This is a genomic window from Micromonospora sp. CV4 (assembly GCF_003667455.1).
Taxonomy (GTDB): domain Bacteria; phylum Actinomycetota; class Actinomycetes; order Mycobacteriales; family Micromonosporaceae; genus Micromonospora.
The window spans coordinates 1-12562 of record NZ_RCVI01000395.1 but is presented as its reverse complement, the minus strand read 5'-3'; the positions used below and the strand labels follow the sequence as shown (position 1 = coordinate 12562).

The window sequence follows — 12562 nt, the reverse complement described above, 5'->3', positions numbered from 1 at the left end:
GTCAGAGGTGTATAGGAGACAGGGCCCCCGCCGGCCGTATCAGCCGCACCGGCTGGCTCGGCCGCAGCGGTCGCCGCTTCGGCATCGGGCTGGCCGTGCGTGGGAGCGGCACCGCGCGTCGGAGTGGCAGACTGCGGCGTCAGGCGGGCCGCGAGCAGATCGCGGATGGCGTTGCGGACGGTCATCGCGCGGCGCGGGTCGCCGCCACCGAGCACCGCCACGGTGACCGGGCCGTGCCGGGTCACGGCCGGGGTCCAGGCGGTGGCCGCCAGGCGGTCGTCGGCGCGGACGCAGAAGATCCGGCGCTCGGCGGCGACGGCGCTCACCGACGCCGCCGCGATCGGGTCGTCGATCGCCACCTGGACCAGCCACGCACCGTCCAGGTCCTCCGGCTCGAACCGGCGCGGCACCCAGCACAGCCGGCCGGCGTCCGCGCGGGCGCGCAGCGCCGGGGTCAGCTCCGGCGCCACCAGCAGAACGTCCGCGCCGGCATCCAGCAGCGCCGGCACCCGTCGGGTGGCGACCGCCCCACCGCCCACGACGACCACCCGCCGCCCGTCGAGCCGCAGGCCGAGGGGGTACGGGTTGGCGCTCACACCGCACCTCCGAGCTGGACGCGGGCGGTCACTTCTCGGCCACCCCGGCGGAGTCGAAGGTGGCCACCTCGTGCAGCACCCGGACCGCGCCGGTGACCACCGGCAGCGCCAGGAGCGCCCCGGTTCCCTCGCCGAGGCGCAGCCCCAGGTCGATCAGCGGGTCGAGGCCGAGGTGACGCAACGCCACCGTCGCGCCGGGCTCGGCCGAACGGTGGCCGGCGACCATGGCGCCGACCGCGTCCGGGGCGAACGCGGCGGCGGCGAGGGCGGCCGACACCGCGATCACCCCGTCCAGCAGCACCGGCGTACGGCGCGCCGCGGCGCCCAGGATCAGCCCGGCCAGCGCGGCGTGCTCCAGGCCGCCGACGGCGGCCAGCACACCCAGCGGGTCGGCCGGGTCGGGCGTGTGCCGGGCCAGCGCGGCCCGCACCACCGCCACCTTGCGGGCGTACGTCGGGTCGTCGACCCCGGTGCCCCGGCCGGTGGCGTCGAGCGGGTCGGCGCCGGTGAAGGCGGCGATCAGCGCGGCGGCGGGGGTGGTGTTGCCGATGCCCATGTCGCCGGTGAGCAGGATGGCGGCCCCGGCGTCGATCAACTCGCCGGCGATCCGGATGCCGGTCTGCACCGCCGCCCGCGCCTCGTCCCGGGTGAGCGCGGCGGTCACCGCGAGATCCCGGGTGCCCCGACGCACGGACGCGGCGACCAGCCGGGGCGTGGACGGGTCCAGGACGACCGGGCCGGACGTCTCAGCGGCCGGCTGGACGGGCCCGGCGGGCGTCGGCGTGGCCACGCCGACGTCGACCACGGTGACCGAGGCGCCCGCCTGCCGGGCGAACGCGTTGACCACCGCGCCGCCGGCCAGGAAGTTGCCGATCATCTGCCCGGTGACCTCCTGCGGCCACGGGGTCACTCCCTGGGCGTGCACCCCGTGGTCCCCGGCGAAGATCGCCACGGCGGCCGGCTCGGGCAGCGGCGGCGGGCAGGTGCCGGCGAGGCCCGCCAGGCGTACCGACAGCTCCTCCAGCGCGCCCAGCGAGCCGGCCGGCTTGGTGAGCCGGCCGTGCAGCGCACGGGCATCGGCCATGGCCGACTCGTCCGGCGGTTGGATCGCCGCGATCGTGGTCTCCAGCATCATGCCTCCATGGTCTCGCGCAGCACCTCGATGAACGCGTCGGTGGTGTTTCGATCGCGTACCGCGACCCGCAGCCAGTCCGGGCCGAGGCCGGGAAACGTGTCACCTCGGCGCACCGCCCAGCCGCGCTCGCGCAGGGCGGCCCGGACCGGGGTCGCGCCGGGCAGGTGCAGCAGGACGAACGCGCTGGCGGGACGGCCGACGACGCGTACACCAGGCAGGTCGGCGAGGCGCGCGACCAGGTGGTCGCGGTCGGCGGCGAGTTCGGCGGCGATCGCGCGTTCGGCCTGGACCGCGACGGGGGTGGCGCAGGCCGTCGCGGCGGCCAGCGCGGGCGTGGAGACCGCCCAGAGTGGCTGGACGGCGGCGAGGCGGGACAGCAGTTCCGGCTCGCCGAGCAGGTAGCCGATGCGCAGGCCGGCCAGGCCCCAGGTCTTGGTGAGGCTGCGCAGCACGAGCAGCCCGGGCAGATCACGCCGTTCGGCCAGCGACTGCGGTTCGCCGGGATGCCCCGGTGCGACGGTCGTGTCGGCGAACGCCTCGTCGACCACCAGCACCCGGCCGGGGCGGGCCAACGCGGCCACCGTCTGCGCCGGGTGCAGCACCGAGGTCGGGTTCGTCGGGTTGCCGATCATCACCAGGTCGGCGTCGGCGGGCACCCGGTTCGGGTCGAGCCGGAAGTCCTCGGCAGGGTCCAGCAGCACCCGCTGCACCGGGTGCCCGGCGGCCCGCAGCGCCGCCTCCGGCTCGGTGAACTGGGGGTGCACCACGACGGGGCGGCGGACGCCGCGCAGCGCCTGGGCGATCAACACGAACCCCTCGGCGGCGCCGGCGGTGAGCAGTACCTCGTCCGGGTGACGTCGGTGCCGGGCGGCGACCGCGGCCCGGGCCGGCGCCGGGTCCGGATAGCGGGCCAGGTCGGTGAGGGTGGCGGTGATCGGGCCGGCCAGCCAATCCGGCAGCGGCGCCTGGCGGACGTTGACGGCCAGGTCGACCAGCCCCGCGCCGACCTCCGCGTCGCCGTGATGTCCCAGGTCCGGCTCGGGAGCAGCCGCCGTTCCCGTCCCGGCGACGGGTGTCGCTCCGCTCGGCTGATCACGCATGTCCGCGATCCTGCCGGGAAGGCGGCCGATGGGACAGCTGATCTCCGCGTAAGCCGCGTCACCCACCCGCCGGTTTATGAGTTCTTCTCATGTACGAATCGGAAATGTCATAACTTGGCCACGTGAGCAACCGACCCCTTGCTGCCGCTGGTCGACTCGTCCCTCTCCTGCGCGCCGGACTGATCGCCGGCATCGTGATCGCCGCCGCCGCGTACCCGCTGGTCGCCCTCACCGGGCTCGGCGCGAAGGCCACCGCGCACGCCGTGGAGCAGAAGACCAAGCTGCTGGCCACCGCCCTGCCCGCCGAGACCTCGTACCTCTACGCCCCGGACGGCAAGACCGTGCTGACCATGTTCTACGAGGAGTACCGGCAGTACACGAAGCTGTCGGACATGTCGCCGAACATCCAGCAGGCGATCGTCGCCGCCGAGGACTCCCGCTTCTACCAGCACCACGGCGTCGACCCGAAGGGCGTGGCACGGGCCTTCGTGGCCAACACCCGCTCCAACGGCGTCTCCCAGGGCGCCTCCACCCTGACCATGCAGTACGTCCGGATGGCCCTGCGGGACAGCGCGACCACCCCCAAGGAGGTCCAGGAGGCCACCCAGCAGACCAGCCTGCGCAAGGTCAAGGAAATGCGGATGGCGCTGGACCTGGAGAAGGAGATGAGCAAGGAGCAGATCCTGGAGCGCTACCTGAACTCGGCGTACTTCGGGCACCGCGCGTACGGCATCTACGCGGCCAGCGAGATCTTCTTCTCCAAGACCCCGAAGGACCTCACCCCCGTCGAGGCGGCCACCCTCGCCGGGCTGGTCAAGTCCCCGTCGGAGTACGACCCGGCCGACTCCGACCAGAAGGAGGCGACCGGACGGCGCAACTACGTCCTGGACCGGATGAGCCAACTCGGCTACCTCTCCCCCGACTCGGCCGCCGCCGCCAAGACCGAACCGATCCGCCTGAAGCTGACCAGCCCGCCGAACGACTGCGCCGCCGTGTCGGAGAAGTACAACAGTTGGGGCTTCGCCTGCGACTACCTGAAGAACTGGTGGAGCGCGCAGCCCGCGTTCGGTGCGAACCGGCTGGAACGGATGGACAAGCTGCGCCGGGGCGGCTACCGGATCGTGCTCAGCATCGACCCGAAGATCCAGGAGGCGGCGGAGAAGAACGTCGGCGCCAAGGAGGGCACCGGCAGCCCGTTCGCCAACGGCATCGTGGTCTCCGAGCCCGGCACCGGGCGGGTGAAGGCGATGGCGGTGAACCGGACGTACTCGCTGGACCTCAGCGAGAACCCGCAGAGCTCCAACCCCGAGGCGGGGCCGAAGGTCAAGGCCAACTACCCGAACACGGTGGCGCCGCTGCTCGGCGGCGGCGACCTGCCGGGCTACCAGGCCGGGTCGACGTTCAAGATGTTCCCGATGCTGGCCGCGCTGGACTCGGGGATGACGCTCTCCACCTCGTTCAACGCCCCGTACCGCTACAAGTCGGCCGTCTACGACGGCTGGGCGCCCTCGAACGCCAGCGGCGCGATGACCGGGCAGCAGACCATGTGGTCCGGCTTCGGCAAGTCGGTCAACACGTACTTCGTGTGGCTGGAGGAGCAGGTCGGCGCGGAACGGGCGGTCCGGCTGGCCGAACAGCTCGGGCTGCGCTGGCGCACCGACGTCGACCGGGAGCAGGCGTCCCCGACGAAGGCGAAGAAGTGGGGCGCGTTCACCCTGGGCGTCTCCGACGCCACCCCGCTGGAGATGGCGAACGCGTACGCCGCCATCGCCGCCGACGGCCGGTACTGCGAGGCGATCCCGGTGCAGGCGATCATGAACCGGGACGGCACACCGACCACGTACGCGACCGCCAGCGGCATCGAGCGCGAGGTGGCCAAGCCGCGCTGCCGGCAGGTGGTGAGTGCGGACGCCGCCCGGGCGGCCACCGACGCCGCGCGCTGCCCGACCGGGGACACCCCGGCGCGTGGGGGCTGTGGCGGCTGGTCCACCGCCGACAGCGTCCGGGGAACGGTCGGCCGCCCGGTGGCCGGCAAGACCGGTACCACCGACAGCACCCGGTCCGCCTGGTTCGTCGGCTACACCCCGGAGCTGGCCGCGGCGAGCTTCATCTCCGACCCGGACAACCCGTTCAACGCGGTCGGCGACGGGCAGTCGCAGATCCCGATCGGCGCGGTCGCGGAGACCCTGCGCGACGGACTGAAGGGTCAACCGACCCGGCAGTTCACTCCACCCTCGGACGCCATCGTCGGCTGAGGGCGAGGGTCAGCGCAGGTCGGCGGCGACGAACGACCAGAGTTCCAGGTCCACCCGGCCGCCACGGACGAAGCCGGCGTTGCGCAGCAGGCCCTCGTAGCTGAAGCCGGCCTTCTCGGCGACACGGCGGGAGGCCAGGTTGCCGGGGGCCACCCGCAGCTCGATCCGCTGGAAGCCGTGCTCCAGGATCAGCGCGATGGCCACCCCGTCCACGGCCTCGGCGGCCAGGCCGAACCCGCGCGCGTGCGGGGCCATCGCGTAGGAGATCTCGGTGGCCCGGGCGCCCCAGTCGGTGCGTCGGGTCCAAAGCGAGCCCACCACCTGGTCGTCCTCGCGCCGGAGCACCGCCCAGTGGTCCCCCTCGCCGCTGTCACGCCGCTGCCGGGCCAGGTCGGTGCACCAGGCGTGCCCGTCGATCGGGCCGGAGTCGTCGGCCAACGGCAGCCAGCGGCGGGTCAGCTTGTCGGCGAAGATCTCCCCGACGGCCGCCGCGTCGGCCGCGGTGTGCCGGCGCACCTCGGTGCGCGGGGTGGAGACGGTCAGCTCCGGGAAGCGGCGTACCGCAACCTGACCGATCACGCCGGCACCCCGCCGGGCTCCGGCTCCGCGGGCACCGGCTCGGTCGCCGGGTCGGCCGCCGCCGCGGCGACCAGCCGGGCGGCGGTCGTCGGGTGGCCGGCCCAGTGCAGGGTGAGCTGCGAGGCGTGCACGTTGCGCCACACGAAGCCCTCCGGCGTGCCCCCGTCCCAGCTCCACGCCGGACGCTGACCGGACCGCGGGGTGAGCACCGCGCGGTGCTCCTTGTGCCCGACCAGCACCGTGCCGCGCGCGGCGACCACGCTGTCGGTCTGGGCGGTCGCCTCGCGGTAGCCCACCACCAGGCCGTCCCGGCTGACGCCGACCGCGTCCAGCACCCCGCACATCGGCAGCCCGTCCAGTTCCCGGGCCAGCCAGAGCAGGCCGGTGCCCTCGGCGACCACCGGACGCCCGGTGCGCGCCAGCTCCGCCACGGCGATGCAGAGCCGCCGGTTGGCCGACAGCTGCTCGGCGTACGCCTCGGGCAGCGCGCCGCCGATGACCAGCGCACGGGCGCCGGCCGGCAGCGCCTCGTCGCGCAGTGGATCGACCGTGACCACCTCGGCGCCGGCGGCCCGCAGCAGCTCCGCGGTCTCCGGGTGGCTGAAGCTGCCCCCCGGCCCGCCGGCGAGCGCCACCAGCGGCCGGTCCGCCGGAACCGTCACCGGACCGAGCGCCTCCTCCGGCGACCAGGCCGAGGCCGGCAGCGGCGGAGCCGAGCGGGCCAGCCCGAGCAGCCGCTCCAGGTCGACCGTGGCGGCGACGGCCTCGCCCAGCCGGCGGACCGCGCGGGCGGCATCGGCGGACCCGCCGACCACGGGCACCACGCCGTGCCGCCGCGACGGCAGCACCGCCGGCAGGTCCTGCCGGCGCAGCGCGCCGTAGACCGGCACGTTCACGTCATCCAGCGCCTCGCGCAGCATTCCCTCGTGCCGCGAGGACGCCACCCGGTTGAGGATCACCCCGCCGAGCCAGAGCTGCTCGTCGTACGAGCGGAAACCGTGCACCATGGCGGCCACCGACTGGCCCATCGCGGCCACGTCGACCACGAGCACCACGGGGCTGCGCAGCGCGGCGGCCGCGGCCGCCGTGGACTCCTGCTCGGGGCGGCCGCCGACCGAGTCGTACAGGCCCATGCTGCCCTGCACCACGGCGAGCCCGGCGCCCTCGGCACCGTGCGCGACCAGCGGGGCGAGCCGGTCGACGCCGACGAGCCGGGGATCGATCACCCGGCCGGGCCGACCGGAGGCGAGCCCGAGGTAGGCGGCGTCGACGTGGTCCGGGCCGAGCTTGAACCCGGCGACGTCGACCCCCCGCTCGGCCAGGGCGGCGAGCAGCCCGATAGCCAGCGCGTTCTTGCCGTGCCCGGAGGACGGCGCGCTGAGCACCAGGCGCGGCACGACGGTCATCATCGACTCCTCGCGGGCGGCGGGTACGCGACGGCGGACCGGGGGGCCGGTCCGTCCGCGTGACGATACCCGCCCCGAGCGACACGCGAGCACCGCCGACCGGGGTCGGTCGCCCGGTCGCGGCCCGGTCCAGGTCAGTGGCGTCGGTCATACGGGTAACCTCGTTGCCGTGTACCGGTTCCTGCTGAGCCCACGGTGGCTGGGCGCTCTCGCCCTGACCCTGGTCGCCGCCGCGGTCATGGTCCTGCTCGGCAACTGGCAGCTGGACCGCTACCGGGGGCGCACCGAGGTCAACGAGCGGATCGACGCCGGCCTGCGGATGCCTCCGGCGCCCCTGGCCGATGCGCTGCGCGCCCCCGCGGGCGGCGCGGGAACGACCGGCCCGGCACCCGCCGAGGACAAGGTGTGGACCCGGGTCACCGTCACCGGCCGGTACGACCCGACGAACACCGTCCTGGTCCGCGGCCGGACGGTGGACAGCCGGGTCGGCTTCGAGGTGCTGACCCCGCTGGTGCTCGCCGACGGCACGGCGCTGCTGGTCGACCGGGGTTGGATTCCACCCGCGCCGGGCGGAGCGACAGCGCAGCCGCCGGTGCCCGCCGTGCCGACCGGCGACGTGACGGTGGTCGGTCGGGTGCACGCGACCGAGAGCGGCGCCGGCACGGTGGAACGGCGCGACGGTCGACTGGAGATCCGACGGATCGGCGTGCCGCGGCTGGCCCGCGAACTGCCCTACCCGGTGTACGGCGCCTACCTGCTGCTGGACGAGCAGACCCCGGCCGCCGACCCGGTGTTCAAGGCGGTGCCGGTCGGGCACACCAACAACTGGCAGAACTTCGGCTACGTCGTGCAGTGGTGGCTCTTCGCCGTGATGGCCCTGTTCGGCTACGGCTGGGTGGCCCGTCGGGAGGCCCGCCGGGCCGCTGTCATCGGCGCCACCCCGCCCCCGTTGGACCGGGCCGCCGAGCCGACGCCGAGCGCGTCCGCCTGACGCGCCGGTGTCCCCCAACCGGACGCTCGGGGGAGCCCGGGACGACACGGCAGCCGGTAGTCTCCGCCGAGTGATCATCTCGCGTTGGGGGTCCCGGTGAGCACGGATCCCACGGCCCCGCTGCCCGATTCCGAGCCGGTCACCCGGGCGCACCCGCCGACCGATCCGTGGGCCGCCGCGCCGCCCACCGCGCCGCTTCCGGTCACCCCGCCGACGGCGCCGTTCCCGGCCGCGCCGCTCTCCGATACGCCCACCGCACCTCCGACGACAGCGTGGCCGACGACGGCACCCACCGCGCAGTTCCCCGCCGCGCCGGTCCCGTCGGCGGGACAGTTCGCCGCGCCGCCGACGCAGCCTCCGCCGCCACCGGCACCGTTCTCCGGGCCTCCGGCGCAGTTCTCCGCGCCTCCCGCGTCGTTCGCCGTAGCACCCGCGCAGTTCTCCGCGCCACCCTTCTCCGGGCCTCCGGCACAGTTCTCCGGGCCGCCCGCACAGTTCTCCGGGCCGCCCGCACAGTTCTCCGGGCCTCCGGGGCAGTTCTCCGCGCCTCCCGCGCAGCCCGCCGGGGCGTGGCCGGCGGCCGGGCCGTACCCGCCGGTTCCGATGCCGGGGCACCCGATCCCGGCCGGCTTCGCGACCGCCGGGCCGGAGGTGGTCGCGGTGCAGATCGCCGAGATCACGGTGAGCCCGCCGATCATCCGTACGCCGACCGGGGTGCTGCCGCTGGCCGGCGCCTCCTGGCACGTGGCCGACTACTGGCAGCGGGACGAGAAGGTCGCCACCTGGGCGCTGGTCTGTGCGATCGTCGGCTTCTTCTGCCTGGCCTTCTTCAGCCTGTTGTTCCTGCTGGTCAAGGAGACCCGGCACTACGGCACGGTGCAGGTGACCGTCACCAACGGCGCCCAGCAGTACGTGGCCCGGATCCCGGTCACCGACCAGGGCCAGGTGCAGCACCTCAACAACCAGGTCAACTACGCCCGGTCGCTCTCGGGCCGGTGACCCGGGCCGGTGCGGCCGCTCAGCCGGTGGGACGCCCGGCGTGGATGGCGCGGACCGCGTCGATGGTGTCGGCCTCGGCGGCGGACTTGTCGTCCCGATACCGCACCACCCGGGCGAACCGCAGCGCCATCCCACCCGGGTAGCGCGAACTCGTCTGCACCCCGTCGAAGGCGATCTCCACCACCTGCTCGGGGCGGACCCGGACCACCCAGTCGCCACGCTCCACCGCGAGGCCGAGGAAGCGCTCGGTCTGCCACCGCAGCAGCTCGTCGGTGAGCCCCTTGAACGTCTTGCCGAGCATCACGAAGTCGCCGGTGCGCGGGTCGCGCGCACCCAGGTGCAGGTTGGACAGCCAGCCCTGCCGCCGGCCGCTGCCCCACTCGACGGCGAGCACCACCAGGTCCAGCGTGTGCCGGGGCTTGACCTTGACCCACGCCGCGCCGCGCCGGCCGGCGTCGTAGGGCGCGTCGGGCGCCTTGACCACCACGCCCTCCTGGCCGGCGTCGAGCGCGGCGGCGAACGCGGCCCCGGCCTGCTCCGGGCCGTCGACCTCCATGCGCCCCACCAGCAGCGAGGCGTCCACCGCGCCGGCGAGCGCTTCCCACCGCTCCCGGCCCGGCAGGTCGATCAGATCCTGGCCGTCGAGGTGCAGCAGGTCGAAGAAGTATGGCGTCAGCACGGTCTCGCCGGCGCTGGCGGCGGCCGCGAGCACCGCCGGGGCGACCGGTGTACGCCCGGTGGTGCTGGGCGTGGTGCGCCGGGCGGCCCGGCTGGACGTCTGCTGGAACGGCAGCGGGCGGCCGGTCTGGTCCAGGCCGATCGCCTCGCCGTCGAGCACCAACTCCCGACCGGGCAGGGCACGGACCGCGGCGACCACCTCGGGCACCCGGGTGGTGATGTCGTCGAGGCTGCGGGTGAAGACGGCGATGTCCGCGCCGGAGCGGTGCACCTGGATGCGGATGCCGTCGAGCTTCACGTCGACCACCGCCGGGGTGCCGGTCGCGGTCAGCGCCTCATCGACCGAGGGGGCGCTCTGCGCGAGCATCGGCGCCAGCGGCCGGCCGACCCGCAGGCCGAACCCGGCCAGCTCGGCGGCGCCTCCGGTCAGCGCGGCCACCGCCACCACGCGCAGGTCACCGGCGAGCAGCAGGGCTCGACGGACCGCGGCCACCGGCACCTCGGCGGCCCGGGCCACCGCGTCGGCGAGCAGCCCGGCCTGGGCGCCCTGCCGCAGCTCACCACTGAACAGGTTGGTGAGCAGCCGCTGCTCCTCGGCGGTCGCCGCCGCGTAGAGGGCCCCGAGCAGCGCTCGGCGTCGCGCCTGCGAGCCCGCGCCGTGCACTGCGGCGATCTGCGCGATGGCGGCGTCGACGGCGGCCACGGTCAACGTCGGCTCGGCGGCCGGTGACGGCAGGTCACGCAGGCTCGCATAACCGACCCCGGTCTGTCGCTGCCGCAGCTCACCGGCGAGATAGCCGGCGCCGGGCTCCACCTCGGCCGGGTCGAGCCGGCGCAGCGCGTCGGCGAGCAGCTCCACCTTGGCGCGTCGGCCGCTGGTGGCGCCGACGGCGGCGGACGTGGCTGCCAGGTCGAGGAACCGCACGAGCCCCATCCTGCCAGTCACCCCCGACACCGCCCGGGCATTGCCGTGCCCGGGCGGTGTCGGCAGGATGCCGCCGACCAGGTGGACGGCGGATCAGGCGGAGACGGGTTCCTCGATGCGCAGCCCCCGGGCGCGGACCTCGCCGGCGACCCGGGAGAGCACCGAGTCGAGGGCGACCAGGGCGGCGGAGAGCTCACCGAGCTGTTCTTTGAGCGTGTCCTCGGACCACGCGGAGACGTCGACGTCCCCCAGCGCGCTGACGGCGGCCCCCAACCGGGCCATCACCTCGTTCGTACTCATGTTCGAAAGGTTATAACAGCCCCGCGCCCGACACACCGCAAACTCCCAGATCACACCGGAAGTTACGGTTCCGACACCCTAGGGGGTGTTCGTGCCCGCCGCGGCCACCTTGCCCAGCAGCAGCGCCTCGGCGAGGCAGACCCGGGCGAACTCCCCGAGATGCAGGCTCTCGTTCGGGCCGTGCGCGCGGGCGTGCGGGTCCTCCACACCGGTCACCAGGATCGCCGCCTTCGGGAACATCTCCTGGAACGTGGCGATGAACGGGATCGACCCGCCGACGCCGATGTCCACCGGGTCGGTGCCGTCCCAGGCCTCCCGGAACGCCGAGCGGGCGGCGTCGAACATCGGGCCGGACGCGTCGATCACGCACGGGTCGCCGTCGTGCTCGAAGGTGACCGTCACCTGCGCGCCCCACGGCGCGTGCTTCTCCAGGTGCGCGCGCACCGCCGCGTACGCCCGCTTGGGGTCGTCGCCCGGGGCGAGCCGGATGCTCAGCTTCGCCTTCGCGGACGGGACCAGGGCGTTCGGCGCCTCGCCGGTGGACGGCGCGTCGATGCCGAGCACCGCCAGCGCGGGCTTGGTCCAGAGCCGGTCGGTGATCCGGCCCGTGCCGATGAACTGCACGCCCTCGGCCAGCCCGGACTCGCCCCGGATCCGGTCCTCGGGGTAGTCGACGGTGGCGCCCTCGCGGCCGACCAGCCCGTCCACCGCCACGTTCCCGGCGTCGTCGTGCAGGGTGGCCAGCAGCCGGACCAGCGCGGTGAGCGCGTCCGGGACGGCACCGCCGAACATGCCGCTGTGCACCGCGTGGTCCAGCGTGCGGACCTCGACGAAGCAGTTGACGATGCCGCGCAGCGAGGTGGTCAGCGCCGGTACGCCGATGTCCCAGTTGCCGGAGTCGGCGATCACGATGACGTCCGAGGCGATCTCGTCGCGGTGCTCCGCCAGCAGCCGCTCCAGCGAGTCGGAGCCGTACTCCTCCTCGCCCTCGATGAAGAGGACCACGCCGACCGGCAGCGCGTCACCGTACGCGCGCAGCGCCGCGATGTGCGCCATGATGCCGGCCTTGTCGTCGGCCGCGCCCCGGGCGTAGAGCCGACCGTCGCGCTCGACCGGCTCGAACGGGTCGGACTCCCACAGCGACCGGTCGCCGACCGGCTGCACGTCGTGGTGGGCGTAGAGCAGCACGGTGGGCGCGCCGGCCGGGGCGGCACGGCGGCCGATCACCGCGGGCTGCCCGCCGGAACGCACGATGTCGACGTCCAGCCCACAGCCGCGCAGCAGCTCGGCGACCGCCTCGGCGGAACGCTCCACGTGTGAGTGGTCGAAGCCTTCGAACGCGATGCCGGGGATGCGGACGAGGCGTTCCAGGTCGGCCCGGACGCCGGGCATCTCCCGCTCCACGGCGGCCCGCACCTGGGACTCGGACATGATCGGTGTGGTCATGACCGGAATCGTATGCCGGCCTTACCTCGGCGCGCCGGCCGAGCCCGCACCGTCACGCCCGTACCGTCACGAGCCCGTACCGTCACCGGCTCCCGCCGGACCGGCGCCCGCCGTCGCGCCGGGCGCGGTCCGGCCGGCGCGACGGCGGGCGC

Annotated in this window: 11 protein-coding genes; 3 read left to right on the top strand and 8 right to left on the bottom strand. The window is 74.7% G+C overall.

Going from position 1 to position 12562, the window contains the following annotated elements; all coding sequences use genetic code 11:
• The 3 genes from EAD98_RS27225 to cobC form a co-directional block, all read right to left on the bottom strand.
• The coding region (locus EAD98_RS27225; protein ID WP_305035536.1) for a bifunctional precorrin-2 dehydrogenase/sirohydrochlorin ferrochelatase at nt 1–596 on the bottom strand (596 nt) is incomplete at its 3' end.
• Between the two features lie 28 nt (nt 597–624).
• Nucleotides 625–1728 (bottom strand): nicotinate-nucleotide--dimethylbenzimidazole phosphoribosyltransferase, encoded by a 1104-nt coding sequence (gene cobT / locus EAD98_RS27220; protein WP_121656820.1) that lies wholly within the window; start codon nt 1726–1728, stop codon nt 625–627.
• Nucleotides 1728–2831, bottom strand: a complete 1104-nt coding sequence (gene cobC, locus EAD98_RS27215) for an Rv2231c family pyridoxal phosphate-dependent protein CobC (RefSeq protein WP_121656819.1) — start codon at nt 2829–2831, stop codon at nt 1728–1730. The genes cobT and cobC overlap by 1 nt, the downstream gene beginning before the upstream one ends.
• 122 nt (nt 2832–2953) lie before the next feature.
• On the opposite strand from cobC, the gene EAD98_RS27210 reads away from it, so the two are divergent.
• Nucleotides 2954–5086 (top strand): transglycosylase domain-containing protein, encoded by a 2133-nt coding sequence (locus tag EAD98_RS27210; protein ID WP_121656818.1) that lies wholly within the window; start codon nt 2954–2956, stop codon nt 5084–5086.
• A 9-nt stretch (nt 5087–5095) separates the two neighbouring features.
• On the opposite strand, the gene EAD98_RS27205 is transcribed toward EAD98_RS27210, so the two are convergent.
• Together EAD98_RS27205 and EAD98_RS27200 are read right to left on the bottom strand one after the other, a co-directional pair.
• Complete coding sequence (locus EAD98_RS27205; RefSeq protein WP_121656817.1) at nt 5096–5665, bottom strand: GNAT family N-acetyltransferase; 570 nt, start codon at nt 5663–5665, stop codon at nt 5096–5098.
• On the bottom strand, nt 5662–7071 hold the full coding sequence (locus tag EAD98_RS27200; protein WP_121656821.1) for a cobyrinate a,c-diamide synthase: 1410 nt from the start codon (nt 7069–7071) through the stop codon (nt 5662–5664). The genes EAD98_RS27205 and EAD98_RS27200 overlap by 4 nt, the downstream gene beginning before the upstream one ends.
• A gap of 169 nt (nt 7072–7240) precedes the next feature.
• On the opposite strand from EAD98_RS27200, the gene EAD98_RS27195 reads away from it, so the two are divergent.
• Both EAD98_RS27195 and EAD98_RS27190 read left to right on the top strand, forming a co-directional pair.
• Entirely contained in the window at nt 7241–8062 is an 822-nt protein-coding gene (locus EAD98_RS27195) for an SURF1 family protein (protein WP_121656816.1), read from the top strand.
• Between the two features lie 96 nt (nt 8063–8158).
• Nucleotides 8159–9061, top strand: a complete 903-nt coding sequence (locus EAD98_RS27190; protein WP_121656815.1) for a hypothetical protein — start codon at nt 8159–8161, stop codon at nt 9059–9061.
• Between the two features lie 19 nt (nt 9062–9080).
• Here the strand turns inward: EAD98_RS27190 and EAD98_RS27185 are convergent, their stop codons facing one another.
• From EAD98_RS27185 to EAD98_RS27175, 3 genes are all read right to left on the bottom strand, one after another.
• Nucleotides 9081–10673 (bottom strand): ATP-dependent DNA ligase, encoded by a 1593-nt coding sequence (locus EAD98_RS27185; protein ID WP_199723579.1) that lies wholly within the window; start codon nt 10671–10673, stop codon nt 9081–9083.
• A gap of 84 nt (nt 10674–10757) precedes the next feature.
• Entirely contained in the window at nt 10758–10964 is a 207-nt protein-coding gene (locus EAD98_RS27180) for a hypothetical protein (protein ID WP_074313863.1), read from the bottom strand.
• A gap of 78 nt (nt 10965–11042) precedes the next feature.
• On the bottom strand, nt 11043–12395 hold the full coding sequence (locus EAD98_RS27175) for a dipeptidase (RefSeq protein WP_199723578.1): 1353 nt from the start codon (nt 12393–12395) through the stop codon (nt 11043–11045).
• Nucleotides 12396–12562 lie beyond the last annotated feature (167 nt).

Coding starts and splice junctions, on each gene's coding strand:
- EAD98_RS27185 (WP_199723579.1), bottom strand. CDS start 10,673: ATGGGGCTCGTGCGGTTCCTCGACCTGGCAGCCACGTCCGCCGCCGTC.
- EAD98_RS27175 (WP_199723578.1), bottom strand. CDS start 12,395: ATGTCCGAGTCCCAGGTGCGGGCCGCCGTGGAGCGGGAGATGCCCGGC.
- EAD98_RS27200 (WP_121656821.1), bottom strand. CDS start 7,071: ATGACCGTCGTGCCGCGCCTGGTGCTCAGCGCGCCGTCCTCCGGGCAC.
- cobT (WP_121656820.1), bottom strand. CDS start 1,728: ATGCTGGAGACCACGATCGCGGCGATCCAACCGCCGGACGAGTCGGCC.
- cobC (WP_121656819.1), bottom strand. CDS start 2,831: ATGCGTGATCAGCCGAGCGGAGCGACACCCGTCGCCGGGACGGGAACG.
- EAD98_RS27180 (WP_074313863.1), bottom strand. CDS start 10,964: ATGAGTACGAACGAGGTGATGGCCCGGTTGGGGGCCGCCGTCAGCGCG.